14 protein-coding genes are annotated in these 17,265 nt (G+C 64.6%); 2 read left to right on the plus strand and 12 right to left on the minus strand.

Features of this window, described 5'->3' with window-relative positions:
* Positions 1–32: 32 nt before the first annotated feature.
* From AO057_RS12075 to AO057_RS12085, 3 genes are all read right to left on the minus strand, one after another.
* Entirely contained in the window at positions 33–1,145 is a 1,113-nt protein-coding gene (locus AO057_RS12075) for a patatin-like phospholipase family protein (protein WP_057676188.1), read from the minus strand.
* Positions 1,146–1,172: 27 nt separating this feature from the next.
* Positions 1,173–1,979, minus strand: a complete 807-nt coding sequence (locus tag AO057_RS12080) for an HDOD domain-containing protein (protein ID WP_057676189.1) — start codon at positions 1,977–1,979, stop codon at positions 1,173–1,175.
* Between the two features lie 136 nt (positions 1,980–2,115).
* The gene (locus AO057_RS12085; RefSeq protein WP_057676190.1) at positions 2,116–4,446 is read right to left on the minus strand and encodes a Tex family protein; all 2,331 of its coding nucleotides are present in this window, start codon (positions 4,444–4,446) and stop codon (positions 2,116–2,118) included.
* A 216-nt stretch (positions 4,447–4,662) separates the two neighbouring features.
* Between AO057_RS12085 and AO057_RS12090 the strand changes: the two genes are divergently transcribed.
* Together AO057_RS12090 and AO057_RS12095 are read left to right on the plus strand one after the other, a co-directional pair.
* Positions 4,663–5,454: an N-acyl amino acid synthase FeeM domain-containing protein gene (locus AO057_RS12090; protein ID WP_057676191.1), complete on the plus strand. Its 792-nt coding sequence runs from the start codon at positions 4,663–4,665 to the stop codon at positions 5,452–5,454.
* A 133-nt stretch (positions 5,455–5,587) separates the two neighbouring features.
* Positions 5,588–8,581, plus strand: a complete 2,994-nt coding sequence (locus AO057_RS12095; RefSeq protein WP_156404547.1) for a putative bifunctional diguanylate cyclase/phosphodiesterase — start codon at positions 5,588–5,590, stop codon at positions 8,579–8,581.
* Between the two features lie 225 nt (positions 8,582–8,806).
* Here AO057_RS12095 and AO057_RS12100 read toward each other — a convergent pair whose 3' ends face one another.
* The 9 genes from AO057_RS12100 to AO057_RS12140 are packed head-to-tail and all read right to left on the minus strand — an operon-like array spanning position 8,807 to position 17,265.
* Complete coding sequence (locus AO057_RS12100) at positions 8,807–9,718, minus strand: SDR family oxidoreductase (protein ID WP_057676192.1); 912 nt, start codon at positions 9,716–9,718, stop codon at positions 8,807–8,809.
* Positions 9,715–10,668: a glutathione S-transferase family protein gene (locus AO057_RS12105; protein WP_057676193.1), complete on the minus strand. Its 954-nt coding sequence runs from the start codon at positions 10,666–10,668 to the stop codon at positions 9,715–9,717. The genes AO057_RS12100 and AO057_RS12105 overlap by 4 nt, the downstream gene beginning before the upstream one ends.
* Positions 10,661–11,752: a fatty acid desaturase family protein gene (locus AO057_RS12110; protein ID WP_057676194.1), complete on the minus strand. Its 1,092-nt coding sequence runs from the start codon at positions 11,750–11,752 to the stop codon at positions 10,661–10,663. The genes AO057_RS12105 and AO057_RS12110 overlap by 8 nt, the downstream gene beginning before the upstream one ends.
* 8 nt (positions 11,753–11,760) lie before the next feature.
* Entirely contained in the window at positions 11,761–12,777 is a 1,017-nt protein-coding gene (locus tag AO057_RS12115) for an NADP-dependent oxidoreductase (RefSeq protein ID WP_057676195.1), read from the minus strand.
* Between the two features lie 22 nt (positions 12,778–12,799).
* Positions 12,800–13,234: a PaaI family thioesterase gene (locus AO057_RS12120; RefSeq protein ID WP_057676196.1), complete on the minus strand. Its 435-nt coding sequence runs from the start codon at positions 13,232–13,234 to the stop codon at positions 12,800–12,802.
* 4 nt (positions 13,235–13,238) lie between these two features.
* Positions 13,239–14,030, minus strand: a complete 792-nt coding sequence (locus AO057_RS12125; RefSeq protein ID WP_057676197.1) for an SDR family oxidoreductase — start codon at positions 14,028–14,030, stop codon at positions 13,239–13,241.
* 23 nt (positions 14,031–14,053) lie between these two features.
* Complete coding sequence (locus tag AO057_RS12130; protein ID WP_057676198.1) at positions 14,054–14,248, minus strand: hypothetical protein; 195 nt, start codon at positions 14,246–14,248, stop codon at positions 14,054–14,056.
* Positions 14,248–16,071: an acyl-CoA dehydrogenase gene (locus AO057_RS12135; protein ID WP_057676199.1), complete on the minus strand. Its 1,824-nt coding sequence runs from the start codon at positions 16,069–16,071 to the stop codon at positions 14,248–14,250. The genes AO057_RS12130 and AO057_RS12135 overlap by 1 nt, the downstream gene beginning before the upstream one ends.
* Before the next feature lie 18 nt (positions 16,072–16,089).
* Positions 16,090–17,265, minus strand: coding sequence for an acetyl-CoA C-acyltransferase (locus AO057_RS12140; protein WP_057676200.1), 1,176 nt, complete (start codon positions 17,263–17,265; stop codon positions 16,090–16,092).

The following is a 17,265-nucleotide window of genomic DNA, read 5'->3' on the forward strand; positions in this document are numbered from 1 at the left end:
GGAAGCTCCTCGAAAGGGAATAGGCGCGGCCTTCAAAGCGGCTGCAGTTGCGCCAGGTCCGGCTGGTCCAGCCAGGCCTGGAACTCGTCGGCCAGCTGGCGGCTCATCTGCACGGCCTGGCTCCAGACCTGCACACGCGCGGCCAGGTCGTTGCCGTAGTGGGTGAAGTCCTTGCGGTCGGGCAGCTTGCCGTTGGGCAAGGTCCTGATCCATTCGGGGTTCGGCGCCAGCAGCAGCATGTTGTCCAGGTGGTGCGTGGCCCGGTGCCGCCACGGCAATCCTTTGTCCAGCCAGCCCGGCACCACGGCGCGCTGGAAATGCGGGTACAGCACCAGGCCGGGCCGCTGCGCCGCATCGGGGGCCGCGGCGTAGTTCAGGTGCAGGTGGTAGTCGGTGATGCCGCCGTCCCAGTAGGCGCCAGGCGGCGCGCCCGGGATGTCGTGCACGGCCTGCAGCGCAAAGGGGATGGAGCAGCTGGCCTGCAGGGCCGGATAGAAGTTGGCCGCATCCAGCAGCAGTTGGCGGGTGCGGTAGTCGTGGCTGTCAAACGGCAGCGCGGCACAGGGTGCGTCGGGCGCCGGGGCGCTGCGGGTGGAAAACACCACACGTTCCAGCCAGGCGCCCATGGCTTTGCGCTGTACCGTATTGGTGAGGAAGGCACCCAGGTAACCCAGCGGCGTGCGCAGGCCGTGTTCGCGTCGCAACATATGACGGCCGCGCGAGGTCAGGACATGCAGGTGGTAACGCGGATGCTGCAGCACTTGCGCTTCACGGCCGCCGTAAAAAGAGCGCAGGTTCTGTCCGAACATCTCGCTCACATGGCGGGCGCTGGGCAGCTTGTTGCCGGGCCGGAACTCGTAATGCTGGCGGATGTAGTCGTGCTCCAGCCGCTCGAAACCGACCACCGGATCGTCCAGGCAGGCGGTGGCCATGCGCCAGGCCCCGATCGAGGCGCCGACCAGGTCGACCGGCTGGGCCGATTGCGGCAGCCAATGGCCGAAGAGGTAGCGATCCAGTGCCCCCAGGATCAGTCCCTTGGGGCCGCCGGCCGCCGCCGGGATGGTGTGGATGTGCTCGGGCAACAGGCCATGCTGGCGGATGTGCTCGCGGGCCGCCGGCCCGGCGTACAGACTCAAGGCTTTCATGCGGGAAGAATCAGGGGAAACCGGCCATCAGGTATGGGCGGACCAGTCGAAGGGGTCCTGCTGCAGGACCATGTCGATATCCAGGTCCAGCACCTCGCCCACTTCGCCGGGAAAGGTCACGGCCAGGGCACGCTCGTTGAGCTGGGCTTCCCGGGCGCGGGCGCGCCAGGTGGCGAGGTGGATGACCCCGGCCAGCGGCTCATAGACGTTGTTGGAGAACGGTGCGTACTGGTGTTCCAGGGCGTCGATGATGGGCTGGGGAAAGTGCCACTGACGTGCATAAGCCGCCCCGACATGGGCATAGTTGTAGCCAAAGCGCTGGAACTCGGCCTTGGCGCGCTTGAGATCCAGCGGCCCGATCTCCTTGTTCAGCAGGGCCATTTCGGCAGGCATGCCGGCATGCATGACCAGTTCGCCGATCGCATGGATCAGGCCGCAGGTGAAGGCGGCGCCCTGGTTCTGCCGGGTCACGCCGGCCAGCGAACGCGCCAGCTTGGCCACGTTGAGGCTGTAGACCCAGAACTGCGGCAGGTTGATGCCGGGGATGCCCTTGAGCGAGGCGGCCGAGGCGGCCTCGGCCGCCATGTGGCGGATGTGGGAAAGTTCCAGGATGGCCAGGGCCTCGGCGGCGCTGTTGACCTTGCCCGAAAGCCGGAACATGGGGGTGTTGGCCGTCTGCAGCACACGCGTGGTCAGGGCCGGGTCGGTACTGATGAGCTGGGTGATGTTCTTCAGGTCGGTGACCCCGCGGTCCAACTCGCTGAGCAGCAGCGCGACGACCTTGGGGATGCTGGGCAGCACGATCGGAGACGCCAGCAGGGCATTCAACTCCATGGCTACGGTCTCCGGGCATCGTTCTGGCTCATGGCGCCATTATGTCCTGCCCTCACCCGCTACGTCGAGTGACGAGGCCCCCAGGCGACAGGGGCGTGAACCGGTCCACGCCACCCGCTGCCCCCTGCCCCGAGGCTCAGCGCTTGAGCTTGGCAAAGGCCGAGGCCATGGCCGATTGCGGCGCCGGGCCGTTGTCGCGGCGCGGTTGTTGCTGGCCCCGCCCTGCTCCTTCGTAGCGGTTCTCGCGAGGGGCGTCGCGGCGGGCCGGCGCGGCATCGAGTTTCATGGTCAGGCTGATGCGCTTGCGCGCCACGTCCACCTCCAGCACCTTGACCTTGACGATGTCGCCGGTCTTGACCACCTCGCGCGCGTCGTTGACGAACTTGTTGGCCAGCTGGCTCACGTGCACCAGGCCGTCCTGGTGCACCCCCAGGTCGACGAAGGCACCGAACTGGGCCACGTTGCTGACCGTGCCTTCGAGCACCATGCCCTCGGTCAGGTCCTTGATGTCATCCACGCCCTCGTTGAAGCGTGCAACCTTGAAGTCGGGGCGTGGGTCGCGGCCCGGCTTCTCCAGTTCGCCCAGGATGTCCTTGACGGTGATGACGCCGAACTGTTCGTTGGCAAACAGTTCGGGCTTGAGGGTCTTGAGCATCTCGGCGCGGCCCATGAGCTCGGCCACAGGCTTGCCGGTCTGCGCCATGATCTTTTCCACCACGGGGTAGGTCTCGGGGTGCACCCCCGTCATGTCCAGCGGGTTGTCGCCGCCGCGGATGCGCAGGAAACCCGCGCTCTGCTCGAAGGTCTTGGCGCCCAGGCCGGTGACCTTGAGCAGGTCCTGCCGGCTGCCGAAGGCGCCATTGGCCTCGCGCCAGCGCACCACCGCCTTGGCCACGCTGCCCGACAGGCCCGAGACACGCGAGAGCAGCGGCACGCTGGCGGTGTTGAGGTCGACGCCCACCGAGTTCACGCAGTCTTCCACCACGGTGTCCAGGCTGCGTGCCAGTTCGCTCTGGTTGACGTCGTGCTGGTACTGGCCGACACCGATGGACTTGGGGTCGATCTTGACCAGTTCGGCCAGCGGGTCCTGCAGGCGGCGCGCAATGCTGGCGGCACCACGCAGGCTCACGTCCACATCGGGCATTTCCTGGCTGGCAAATTCGCTGGCCGAATAGACCGAGGCGCCGGCCTCGCTGACCACCACCTTCTCGATGGGCTTGTCCACCTTGGCGGTCAGCTTGATCAGGTCGGCCGCCAGCTTGTCGGTCTCGCGGCTGGCCGTGCCGTTGCCGATCGCAATCAGGTTCACGCCGTGTTTCTCTACCAGGCGGCCCAGGGTGTGCAGGGAGCCGTCCCAGTCGCATCTAGGCTCGTGCGGGTAGACCGTGGCGGTGTCCACCAGCTTGCCGGTGGCGTCGACCACGGCCACCTTGACGCCGGTGCGGATGCCCGGGTCCAGGCCCATGACCACACGCGGCCCGGCCGGCGCGGCCAGCAGCAGGTCGCGCAGGTTGTCGGCAAAGACCTTGATGGCCACCTTTTCCGCTTCTTCCCGCAGGCGGGCGAACAGGTCGCGCTCGGTGGACAGGCTGAGCTTGACGCGCCAGGTCCAGGCCACGCACTTGCGGATCAGGTCGTCGCCCGGGCGGGCCTTGTGGCTCCAGCCCAGGTGCAGGGCGATCTTGCCTTCGGCAATCGAGGGTTTGCCAGGCTCCGGTTCGACCGGCAGCACCAGCTTGGCGTCCAGCATCTCCAGTGACCGACCGCGGAACACCGCCAAAGCACGGTGCGAAGGCACACGGCCGATGGGCTCGTCGTAGTCAAAATAGTCGCGGAACTTGGCCACGTCGGGGTGGTTCTCGTCCTTGCCACTGGCCAGTTTGCTCTGGAACAGGCCCTCCTGCCAGAGCCACAGTCTTAGCGACTGAACCAGGGCTGCGTCCTCGGCCCAGCGCTCCGACAGCAGGTCGCGCACACCGTCCAGGACGGCGGCCACGGTCGTGAAATCGTCGCCGGCCTCGGTTTTGTCCTTCAAGACAAAGGCTTCGGCCTCGGTGGCCGGGTTCAGGCCCGGATCGGCAAACAGCCTGTCGGTCAGCGGTTCCAGGCCCGCTTCGCGGGCAATCTGGCCCTTGGTGCGGCGCTTCTGTTTATAGGGCAGGTAGAGATCTTCCAGTTCCTGCTTGGTCGGCGCCGCCTCGATGGCAGCCCTGAGCTGGGGCGTCAGCTTGCCCTGCTCCTCGATGCTCTTGAGCACGGCGGCGCGGCGCTCTTCCAGTTCCCGCAGATAGGACAGTCGGGTTTCCAGCTCCCGCAACTGGATATCGTCCAGCCCACCGGTGACTTCCTTGCGGTAGCGGGCGATGAAGGGCACCGTAGCCCCCCCGTCCAGCAAGGCCACGGCGGCCTCGATCTGCTGCACACGAACCCGGATTTCCTGCGCGATCTGCGCGATGATTTTCTGCATGACTCTTGGGTAAACCACCGGCCAGGGAGGCCGGTCAAGGGAAACAAAGTCAGCGAGTGTGCCACAGCCGCAACAGCGCTTGTCAGGCAAATTCCTACAAAAGGATCAGGCAAAACCCGACTCAATTTTTTAACGGCAAAGGCATAAAGTGAGACATGTCCGTTGGGGGGCTGGACTCAGCCAGGCGGGCAACAACCTTATCCTGAGGTACCACTTATGTCGACCAATCTTCTTGGGACTGTAGTCTCTGCCCGATCCTTGGCCATCCCGCCTGCCTATCTGGAACCCGAAGAGGATCAGGCCGTGCCGGCTAACGTGCAATATCTGCCATTCACGGTGCGTCAGGTGACCAATACGGACGATCTGAAAAAGGTTATCGAAGTGCGTCAACGGGCCTATGCACGGCATTTACCCCTGGTCGCCGAGACGCTCAAGACGCCCGAACGGGACGACACGGAAGATGGGGTGGTCTTGCTGATCGCTGAATCGAAAGTGGATGGATCTGCATTGGGAACGGTGCGTATCCAGACAAATCGGATCAAGCCCCTGAATCTGGAGGAGTTTGTCGCTTTACCCGATGGGCTACGCAACACGACGATTGCGGAAGTCCGGCGCCTGGGGGTGGCCCAAGGCCTGCCCGGCCGTCTGGTCCGGATGTTGCTTCTCAAGGCGGTGTACCAGTACTGTGCGCACAATCAGATCGACTGGATACTGGTGGGTGCCAGGCCGCCACTGGACCGCATGTACGAACAACTCACCCTTGCCGACGTGCTTCCGGGCAAGACCTTCCTGCCCAAGCAGAACAACATCCCGCACCGCGTATTGGGACTGGAGATCCGGGCCTTTCATGACCGGCTGGTCGCAAGCAACAATCCGCTTCTGGAATTTTTCTTCTACACGCAGCATCCCGACATCCAGCGCACTTGCCTGGAGCCGCTGAGCTGGAGTGCCGATAGGGAAAAGATCAACACGACTTTCGCACAACATTCGGCAGGTGCGGAGGGCTGATTTTCTTGAAAACATAGCCAAACGCGTCGAGATCGCGCTATCCTAAGGGCCGGAATCCATCGATTGACGATGTGGACTTCTAGGCCAGTCCGTTCCTGGCGTTGGAATGGAACAATAAACAAGGGAACCGATCTTGACAGCACTGTCACAAGGGCTGCTATCCGTAGCGAACGCGATTTCCCGAGGCTTGGACCGTCTATCCAACGCCATTGCGTTCTACGTGGTTCCTCTTGCGATTGCCTTCTTGTCGTTTGCCGCGTTGTTCATTTGGCAAGATCTCTACCGCAGTGAATCCGAGCTCCAGCTTGAGCTGCGCGTGCTTGAGCCCACCAGGGCCCAGTGGACAGTGGAAGAGGCCAAGGACCGTCTGGCCACGGCGCCAACGAGCAGTTTCTACAGGACGAACCTGTCCGAACTTCCGGTCTGGTTTGGTTTTGAGATTCCGGACCGGGGTTCGAGCCCCCAGCCCCGACTGGTCGAATTCCCGTCCAAGCATGCGGTAGACATCCAATGCTGGGAGGGGCAAGGCCTCCGTCCTATCGGTGGCACAACGGGCCACAGCCCCGAGCAAACGATCTATCGCGCCATGGCGGGGCATGCAATGCCTGTCGCCGTGTCCTTGCAGGAAGTGATTTGCCGCAGTTCGTTTGTCGGTCCTGCCAGATTGAGTGCTGAACTGTGGGATCGCGACAAGTTCGACATCGCGATCCGTGACTACCATCGCAAGTCCGGCCTGATCGACGGCGGGATACTGGTCCTGGCCGTTTTCGTTCTGATTACCGCGATCCTGAATCGACAGCGTCTCTATCTGGTTTTCGCGGCGTGGCTGATCGTGACCGTACGGCTTAGCGCCACCGCCGGCGGCTGGGATCATCAGTGGCTGAACCATGCCGTCCCACCCGACTGGTTGTCCCAGGGACGTTCATTCACGCGCGCAGCGTGGGCTTTGCTGACGGTAACGCTCTTCAAAGAGTTGTTCATGGAGGACCTTCGCCGGTTGCGTTACGCGCTTCCGATCACGATTCTCCAGTGGCTGTGCGTGATGCTTTTTGTGGCGGCCGTTTTCCTGCCCCGAAACATATTCCTGCCCACGATGTGGGCTTTGGGCGCCGTGTGGGCGCCTTTCTTCGTTTATGTCCTGGCGCGAATTGTGATCGTGAATCGCAATCGGGTGGCCTTGCTTTATGCGGCTTCGCTTGGCGTCACCATGGTATCGACGTTGTTCGATATCTTTGCTGCATCCATGGGGCTCAAGGGACTGGATGAGTCCCTGAACACGGTGATTGTCACCTTGGCTTCGGCGCTGCTGATTTCTTTGGCCATTGCTGAACAGATGCGACAGGAACACCGTGCTCGACTGGCCGCACAGGCACAGTTGCAGCACACCTATGACGCCATCCCCATCGGCATGTTCACGCTGGATCTGCAGGGCCGTTTCACGAGCATCAATCCGGCCTTGCGAAAAATGCTGGGCGCACGGGCCTTCAAGACCACGCACAACACGTGGCAGCAATATTTCGGCGCTAACATCTGGAACGCGCTGCTCGATCTGGCACAGAACCAGCCCGACAGTGATATCGAAATCCGCAGCCAGATGGATGTGACCGGGTTCGAGGCGCCACGTCGCTACTTGGTCAAGGCCGCCCTGGCCGGCGACAAGATCGAAGGCTCCCTCCAGGATGTGACCGACAAGTCCATCGCCGCCGAGGAACTGAATTTCCTGGCCGACAACGATGCGCTGACCAAAGTGCTGAATCGCCGCGGTGTCGAGAAGGCGTTCAACGAAGCGGTGGCTGCCATCGACGATGCGCACCCCCTGGCCCTGGCCTACCTGGACCTGGACCGCTTCAAGCTCATCAACGACCTCTACGGCCACAACGCCGGCGACGAGGTGCTGCGACAGGTCTGCCACCGCGTCAACAGCCTGCTGGCAGGCCAGATGCGACTGGGACGTGTCGGTGGGGACGAGTTCGTCATCCTGCTGTCAGACACGCGCATGCCGCTGGCCACGGTGATCAGTCGCGGCATCATCGACAGCATCGACGAGAAACCCTTCCGCGTCGGCGAGAAGGCCTTCTATGTGCGCGGCTCCATCGGCCTGATCGAGGTCAGTCCAGGCGCTCCGTTCAAGGAGGTGCTCTCCACCTCCGATCGTGCCTGCCGCGAAGCCAAGACCGGCCAGTACCGCGGGCTGGTCGTGTACGAACAGGACTCCCCGGCCTTCCGGGAGCATCAGGCTGAAATCCGGCTGATCGGCGAGCTCTCAGCGAGCGAAACCATTGCCGGCCTCTTCCTCGAAATGCAGCCCATCATGTCGCTGACCCGACCGAACGATGCGCTCAACTTCGAGGTACTGCTGCGCATGCGGGATACCGCCGGGAACCTGGTCCCGGTCAGCCGCGTGATTGCCGCGGCCGAGGACAGTGGACGCATGAGCAAGATCGACCACTGGGTGCTGTCCACCACCGTGGCCTGGCTGGACCAGCATCGGGCCAAGCTGCTGCGCACACAGTTCGTCTGCATCAATCTCAGCGGCGCCTCGCTCAATGACGAGGAGTTCATGCAGGAGGTGTTCGACATCCTGCGCCGCAACAGCCACGTCTCCAGCTTCCTGTGCATCGAGATCACCGAGAGCATCGCCCTGCACGACCTCAAGAACACGCGCCGTTTCATCGACAAGGTGCGCAGCTACGGCGCCCGGGTGGCGCTGGATGATTTCGGGGCCGGCTACACGTCCTTCTCCTACCTCAAGGAGTTGCCCGCAGACCTGCTCAAGATCGACGGCAGCTTCGTGGTCAACATGAACCAGCACCCGGCCAATGTGTCCATCGTCGAGGCCATCGTCAACCTGGCGCGCAACCTGGGCATGAAAACCATCGCCGAATGGGCCGAGGATGCCGCCACGGTGCAGGCCCTGGCGGAAATCGGTGTCGACTATGTGCAGGGTTATGCCGTGGCGCGTCCCATGGCGCCAGAGAAGATCCTCGAGGTCAGCTCGGCCGCCAGCTTCATCAAGAACGTCGAGCTGCTGCATTTTGTCGAAGCTCAGGACCGGCAGAACAACCCGCTGGCCCAGCTTGACCTGCTGATCGACAACGACAAGCAGTCGCCCCCCAAGATCCACTGAGAACTTGCAAATAAATCTACTGCGCGGCCCGATCGCCGCGTTGGGCGGTGTTGGCTCCGGCCGCTGCGCTTAACTTTTGCATAGCAAAAGTTAGCCTACGCCGCAACTGCGTTGTCGGAATCCTCACGTACAGGAAGTACGTTCCGGTTCCTGCGCTCCGTCCGCCTTGCGCTCGGGCCGCTCGCTACGATTTCTTCACAAGTTCGGAGCCTCTGCCCTGCGCGCTCAGGCCGCGGCTGCGCGCAACGCCTGGCGCAGTTCCTCGCCCAGCTCGGGCTTGTGGGCAAAAGGATCGGTCGGGTTGCGCGCCTGCATGATGTCTTCCAGGCGCGTCTGCACCGAGGCGATGGCCTTGGGATGGCTGTAGATATAGAACTGCCCTGCTGCTGCCGCGTCGAAGACCTTCTGCGCCACCTCGGCTGCCGTCACCTTGCCCGAACTCACCGCCTTGTCGCTCATGGCCTGGCCGATGAGCTGGCTGCGCGTGGGCTTGGCCATGGCCAGTTCGCCCGGCCGGTTGCGTTCGCTCTGGTGGATGCCGGTGGGCACGAAATAGGGGCACAGCACCGAGGCACCCACCTGCTGCGTCACCAGGGCCAGGTCCTGGTACAGGGTCTCGCTGAGCGAGACCACGGCATGCTTGCTGACGTTGTAGACGCCCATATTGGGCGGGTTCAGCAGGCCGGCCATGCTGGCGGTGTTGACGATGTGACCACGGTAGCCTGGGTCCTTCTTTGCGGCCTCCAGCATCATGGGCGTGAACAGGCGCACGCCATGGATCACGCCCCAGAGGTTGACACCCAGCACCCACTGCCAGTCCTGCACGGTGTTTTCCCAGACCAGGCCGCCGGCGCCGACGCCAGCGTTGTTGAAGACGAGGTGCGGTGCGCCGAAGCGCTCCTGGACACGGCGCGCGAGATGCTCCATCTGCGCGGCATCGGAGACGTCGACCTGCTGGGCCAGCACCTCGGCGCCGGTCGCCTTCATCTCTGCCACGGCACGGTCCAGCGCATCCTGCTGCACGTCGGCCAGCACCAGTTTCATGCCCAGGCGGGCGCCGATGCGCGCGCACTCCAGCCCGAAGCCGGAACCGGCACCGGTCAGCACAGCGGTCTTGCCGGCGAAATCCTTGATCATGTCTCTTCCTTTTTCAATACGTAGCCGATGCGGGGGAAATGGACGTGGACCACGCCTGCACGCTCATCAACGCGGCGGATCGTGTAATGCATGCGGGTGGCAGCCACCAGCTCTCCGCTGCTCGGCTCGGGGCCGAAGCTGTCGCTGCTGATGCTCACGCGACTGCCCAGGGGAAAACCGTGCTCGTCCTGGAACGGCTGGTCAGCCAGCACGGCGCCCACACCCTGTGACGCCGCACAGTGCGCAATGGCAGCAGCGGCGTCCAGCTCAGTGCGACTGCCGTGCCCGATGGCGGCCAGACGCGCCATCCAGGCCTGGACCGCGGGCGTGGCTTCAAGGATACCGGCCATCGCCGGGGTCTGGGTCTGCGTGAACCAGAGCGGGTGGTAGGCCGCGAAGTCGGCCACGCAGGGTGTGTCACCCAGCAGGTAGCGCTGCGCGTGCAGCATGTCGGACAGCCGGCGCAGATAACTGCGATAGGCCGCCGCGGCGTCGGGCGCGGGCGCACGAGGCACGGCCGTGCGCATGCGCGCGCGGTCTTCGCCAAAGGTCTTGGCGATCGGGCCCCATTGCTCGGGTGCGCCACCGCCGAAGACCTGGGCGATGCCCTTGGGCTGGAAGTTGTAGCTCATGGCCGCCCAGAACAGGCGCTCGTCGGCCCACTGGGCCACCACACGCGCCAGGCCCTTGTGTGCGGCCGGGTAAAGCGCGGGTTCGGGCTGCAGGTGCTCCAGCACGTCGCAGATCAGGGCGGTGTCGCAATAGATGTGCGAGCCGATCTGCAGGAAGGGTGTCTTGCGGTAGCCGCCGGTCAGAGCCATCACGTCCGGCTTGGGCAGGATGCTCGGCACGATGACCGATTTCCAGGCCAGCTGTTTCCAGCCCAGGATCAGCCGGATCTTTTCCGAAAATGGCGACGAGGCGTAATGGTGCAGGATCAGTTCAGCCACGGGTTTTCCTCGGTGCAAAGATCCAGGACCAGGTCTCGCGGATATCGCGCACCTCGGCCTCGCCCAGCGCCCTCTTTTCTTCCAGCAGCCGGTGCAGGCGCGGCAAGTTGTAATGGGGCACGGCCGGGTACAGGTGGTGTTCCAGGTGGTAGTTCACGTGGTGCGGGAACAGGAAAAAGCGCCCGACCCAGTTGCCCACATTGCCCCAGGTCCGGTTGGTACGCGCTGCGGTCAGCGGTGATGTGAGATCGTTCACCGCGCCGTGTTCGCAGATGGCGCGCAGGCGCAGGATGGGCTGCAATGTCGTGAGCAGAGGCAGGGTCCACAGGGCCAGGTAGACCAGCAGGCCGTCGAGGCCGCCAATGAACGCGGCGCAGGCCGGCGCCAGCAGATGAAAGGCCACCACGCCCCAGCGATCACGCCGGGCCGCAGCGCGCAGCTGCGGCGAGGTGTCGTCCAGAGGGGAGATGCGCCGCTTCGTGTCCTCGTTGATCGCCGGCGAGCCGAAGAAGTAGGCGTAGGTTTTCCACGCGTTCCAGCCGATCAGGTCCTGCCCCAGCTTCTTCCAGAGATAGGCCTTGCCACGCGGGTAGCCGCCGTGGATGGCGGTGTCCGGGTCTTCGGGACCGTAGAGGTTGTTGTGGTGCAGGCGGTGCGTGACGCGGTAGGTGCACATGGAGACACCACCGCTCATGCCGATCAGGCGGCCCAGCCCATCGTTGAGCGCACGGTTAGACAGGAGACGGTAATGCGCTGCTTCGTGCGCCAGGATGAACAGGCCATGCTGGGCCACGCCGATCAGCACCAGGCCGGCCAGGCCCCCCAACCACCACCACCACGTTGCCCAGGCAAACCAGGCCAGGGCCATGCCGGCGGCGGCCTGCAGCACCGTCTGCAGGACGGCCAGCATCGAGCGGCCATCCGACAGCGTGGTGAGCGGTGCCAGCTCCTCGGCCGACAGCAGGCGTCGGGCATGGGCATTGCGGCTACCCGGTGCGCGCAGATCGTCGCGGAACTCCTCGCCCGCTTTGGCGAGGGCCCGCCCTGCTCCATCGCCTTGCTGCGGGTGCGGAGCATGGTTCATGGCAACGCCTAGATCAGCTTGACCAGTTGCTTGCCGAAGTTTTTGCCCTTGAGCAGGCCCAGGAAAGCCTCGGGTGCGGCTTCCAGGTTCGGGGCCACGCTCTCGCGCGGGCGCAGCTTGCCGGTACCGACCAGCATGCCCAGCTCCTTGAGCGCCTCGGGCCAGATTTCCATGTGCTCGCTGACGATGAAACCTTCGATCTTGAGGCGGTTGACCAGGATCAGCGCCGGGTTGGCCAGGGGCATGGGCTGGCCGTCGTAGCCGGCGATCATGCCGCAGACCGCGATACGGCCGAAGGCGTTCATGCGCAGCAGCACGGCGTCCAGCACCAAACCACCCACGTTCTCGAAATAACCGTCGATACCGTTGGGGCAGGCCTGCTTGAGCGCCTTGGACAGCGAACCCGCGTCCTTGTGCTGCTTGTAGTCGATGCAGGCGTCGAAGCCCAGCTCATTGACCGCGTAGTCGCACTTGTCCTTGCCGCCGGCAATGCCCACCACGCGGCAGCCACGTGCCTTGGCCAGCGCGCCATAGGCGCTGCCCACGGCGCCGGTGGCGGCGCTGACCACCATGGTCTCGCCGGCCTTGGGGTTGATGATCTTGACCAGGCCGTACCAGGCTGTCACGCCGGGCATGCCCACCGCACCCAGGTAGTGGCTCAGGGGCACATGGGTGGTGTCCACCTTGCGCACGGCGCCCGGCTGGTTGGCGTCGACCACGCTGTACTCCTGCCAGCCGCCCATGCCCACCACCTTGTCACCCACGGCGAACTTGGGATGGCGGCTCTCCAGCACCTCACCCACGGTGCCGCCGATCATGACCTCGCCCAGGGGCTGCGGCTGGGCGTAGCTCTTGCTGTCGTTCATGCGCCCGCGCATGTACGGGTCCAGGCTCAGGTAATGGTGGCGCACCAGCACCTGGCCATCCTGCAGCGCGGGCGTCTGGGTGGTGACGAGCTTGAAGTTGCTCGTGGTGGCTTCGCCCTCGGGGCGGTTGTCGAGCAGGATCTGGCGGTTTGCGGGCATGGTGTCTCTCAGTATGTCTAGGTCAGTCGGTGGAAATCACGTTGAGCGCGTTGCTGTCCCTGGGGCCGGTGGGCAGGCGCCTGACGTACTTGAAGGTGCCGGTGGCGTGCGAACAAGGCTTGCCCTCGGCGTCGAAGATCGTGGCCTCGGTGAAGGCCAGCGTGGCGGTGCGGTGGATCAGGCGGCCCTTGGCCGTGAGCTTGCCACGCGCGGCCTGCATGAAGCTGGTCTTCATCTCGATGGTCACCACGCCCATGTCGGGCTGAACGCTACGCGCTGCCGTGGCCATGGCCACGTCCATCAGCGTCATGGTGGCGCCGCCGTGCGTGACGGCAAAGGAGTTCAGGTGCTCGGGTTTGGGTTCGTAATGGAGTTCGGACTGGCCGCCCTCGAAGCGCTCGAGGGTGAAGCCCAGGTGATCGACAAAGGGAATGCGCACGCCAAAGGGAATCGACATGTCCTCAACCTCCGGTCACACAGCTCACGCCACCATCCACCGCCAGCCACTGGCCGGTGATGTGCTTGCCGGCAGCCGAGGCGTAGAGCACGCACAGGCCCTTGAGGTCCTCGTCGTCGCCCAGGCGCTGCAGCGGTGCGTGTTTTTTCAGGTTCTCCACGCCCCAGGCTTCGAGGGTTCCGGCCGTCATCCGGCTCGGGAAAAAACCCGGGCAGATGGCGTTGACGTTGATGCTGTACTTGCCCCATTCGGCGGCCAGCGCGCGCGTGAAGTTGATCACCGCGCCCTTGGAGGTGTTGTAGGCGATGGTGGTCATCTCGGGCGGGTTGCCGCCCAGGCCGGCGATGGACGCCACATTGATGATGCGGCCCGACTTGCGCGGGATCATGCTCTTCTTGCCGATCACCTGGCTCAGGATGAAATAGCCGCGGATGTTGAGGTTCATCACCTTGTCCCAGGCGGGAATCGGGTGGTCCTCGGCGGGCGCGCCCCAGGCGGCACCGGCGTTGTTGACCAGGATGTCCACCTCGCCCATGCGCTGCATGGTTTCATCGGCCAGGCGGTGGATGTCGTCTTCGCGGGCGCAGTCGGCGGCGATCCAGCGCGCGTCGATGCCGGCGGCCTGCAGGTCGGCCACCGCCACCTCCAGCTCGTCGGCCTTGCGGGCGCTGATCATGATGCGTGCTCCGGCTTCACCCAGCGCCTGGGCCAGCTGCAGGCCCAGGCCGCGTGAGCCGCCGGTGATCAGGGCCGTCTTGCCCTTGAGGTCGAAGAGTTGCTGGATGCTGCGTGTCATGGTGGTCTGCCTTGGTTCCTTGCTTATTTCATGCGGGAGCGGACCCAGATCAGCAGGGCCCCGGTGCCCGCGACGATGGTGCCGCCGATCTGGAGGATGTCGGCCAACAGCCTGTCGTAACGCTGCACGAACATGCCCAGGACCAGCGCCAGCAGCCCGCCGTAGACAAGTATCCAGACCAGCCGCTCGACGCGGAGTTTGTTGATTTCAGTTGCCATCAGAACGCCTCTTCGGGAAATTCCGCACACGTCATGTCACGGGATTCCACCACCTTAAGCCAGGCGCCAATTTTCGGCAATTCATATCGGAAGAAAAAGCGGGTCGCGAGCAGGCGGCCGCGCTGGGCCATGTCCTGACTGTCCGGCTGGGCCGCCAAGGCAACCTCCAGCCAGATCCAGGCCAGCACCGTGTGGCCGAAAGCCTGCAAGTAGGGCACGGCATTGGCGAGGGCCTCGCCGGGCCGGCCGGTGGACCAGGCTGCTCTCGTCGTCGTGCCGACCTGCTGCAGAGCCTGGGCCAGTTGCGCGGCGTAGGGCGCCAGTTCGGCCTGTGCCTGTGCCCGCTGGATCGTGGCCGTCATGCGCCCCGCCAGCAGCTGCAGGCCGCGGCCCTCCTCCATCAGCACCTTGCGCCCCAGCAGGTCCAGGGCCTGGATGCCATGCGTGCCCTCATGGATCATGTTCAGGCGGTTGTCGCGCCAGTATTGCTCCACCGGAAAATCGCGTGTGTAGCCGTAGCCGCCGTGGATCTGGATGGCCAGGGAATTCGCTTCCAGACACCATTCACTGGGCCAGCTCTTGGCAATGGGCGTCAGCACCTCCAGCAGCAGGCGCGCCTCGTCGGCGTCCTCGGGCTTGCCGCTGTGCTGCTCGTCGACCAGGCGCGCGCAATAGAGCTGGAGGGCCAGGGAGCCCTCGCAATACGCCTTTTGCGCCAGCAGCATGCGCTTGATATCGGCGTGTTCGATGATGCGGATCTGGGGTTGGGCGGCATCTTTTCCAGCCGGTCCCATGGGACGGCCTTGCGGCCGGTTCTTCGCGTACTCCAGGCTGGCCTGGTAACCGGCCATGCCCAGCATGGTGGCCGCCATGCCGATGCCGATGCGCGCCTCGTTCATCATGTGGAACATGCAGCGCAGGCCCTGGCCGGGTTGGCCGACCAGGTAGCCGACGGCCCCGGCCTCGCCGCGCACGGGGTACTTGCCTTCGCCGAAGTTCAGCAAGGTGTTGGTGGTGCCGCGCCAGCCGCATTTGTGGTTCAGGCCGGCCAGGGCCACGTCGTTGCGCTCTCCGGTCAGCTGGCCCTGGGTATCGACCAGTTTCTTGGGCACGATGAAAAGCGAGATGCCGCGTGTGCCGGGGATGGTCTTGCCATCCGGGCCGGGGATCTTGGCCAGCACCAGGTGGATGATGTTTTCGGTCAGCTCGTGTTCACCGGCCGAGATCCACATCTTGTTGCCCTTGAGGCGGTAGCGCGGACCCAGGGGGTCGTTCTGGTAATCGGTACCGTCGGGCAAAGCGCGCGTGGCGATGTCGCTCAGGGACGATCCCGCCTGCGGCTCGCTCAGGCACATGGTGCCGGAGAAACGCCCCGCGAACTCGTTCTTTGCGAAGACCTCTTTCTGCAGATCCGTGCCGTGTGCCATCAGCAGGTTGGCATTGCCCGAAGTCAGCAGGCCCGAGCCGATGCTGATCGAGGCCATGGCGAAGAAGGAATTGGCCGCGGCCTCCACGGTATAGGGCAGCTGCATGCCGCCCACCTCGTAATCCTGCGCCGCGCTGAGCATGCCCGAGGCCGCGTAGGCCTTCTGCGCCTCGTGGGTCGCCTGCGGCAGGATCACCTTCTCGCCGTCGAAGCGCGGCTCTTCGATATCGACCGTGCGGTTGAACGGTGCGTACTTCTCGCGTGCGATGCGTTCGCAGGTGTCGAGCACGGCGTCGAAGGTTTCGCGGTTGTGGTCCGCGAAACGCTCACGCTCATTCAGCGCATCGGCCGCGAGCCACTGGTAGAGAAGGAAGTCGAGGGTCTGCCGGTAGCTCATGGCGCGATGCGTCGGGTTTTACAGGACTTCGAAGACCCCGGCTGCGCCCATACCACCACCGATGCACATGGTGACCACCACACGCTTGGCGCCACGGCGCTTGCCTTCGATCAGGGCGTGGCCGGTCAGGCGCTGGCCGCTGACGCCGTAGGGATGGCCCACGGCGATGGCGCCGCCGTTGACGTTCAGGCGGTCGGCCGGGATGCCCAGCTTGTCGCGGCAGTAGAGCACCTGCACGGCGAAGGCTTCGTTCAGTTCCCAGAGATCGATGTCCGACACCTTCAGACCCAGGCGCTTGAGCACCTTGGGCACGGCAAAAACGGGGCCAATACCCATCTCGTCGGGCTCGCAACCGGCCACGGCAAAACCCAGGAACCGGCCCAGGGGCTTGAAACCGCGTTTGCTGGCCAGCTCTTCGCTCATGAGCACGCAAGCACCCGCGCCGTCGGAGAACTGGCTGGCATTGCCGGCAGAGATCACACCGCCTGGCATGGCCGGCTTGATGCCGCTGATGCCCTCTTTCGTCGTGCCTTCGCGCAGGCCTTCGTCGGCGCTGATCGTGACCTTCTTGGTGATGAGGCCCAGGGTCTTGTCGGCCACGCCGGCCGTCACCGTGATGGGAGCGATCTCGGCGTTGAACAGGCCGGCGGCCTGGGCCGCGCAGGCCCTCTGCTGGCTGGCGGCGCCGTACTCGTCCATCACGTCGCGACCGATGTTGTAGCGCTTGGCCACCTGCTCGGCGGTCTGCAGCATGTTCCAGTAGATCTCGGGCTTGGCCTTGAGCAGGGCCGGGTCCGTGATCATGTGGCGGTTGGCTTCGTTCTGCACGCAGGAGATGCTCTCGACGCCACCGGCAACAAAGACATCTCCCTCGCCGGCGATGATGCGTTGCGCGGCCATGGCGATGGTCTGCAGGCCCGAGGAACAAAAACGATTGACCGTGACACCCGAGACGGTGACCGGGCAGCCCGCAGCCAGGGCGATCTGGCGCGCGATGTTGGAGCCGGTGGCGCCCTCGGGCGTGGCGCAGCCCATGATCACGTCTTCCACCTCGGCGGCATCGATGCCGGCGCGCTGGATGGCGTGCTGCACGGCATGGCCGCCCAGGGTGGCGCCATGGGTCATGTTGAAAGCGCCCTTCCAGCTCTTGGCCAGGGGGGTGCGGGCGGTGGAAACGATAACGGCGGATGTCAT

This window comes from Curvibacter sp. PAE-UM (assembly GCF_001432305.1).
Lineage (GTDB): Bacteria > Pseudomonadota > Gammaproteobacteria > Burkholderiales > Burkholderiaceae_C > Hylemonella.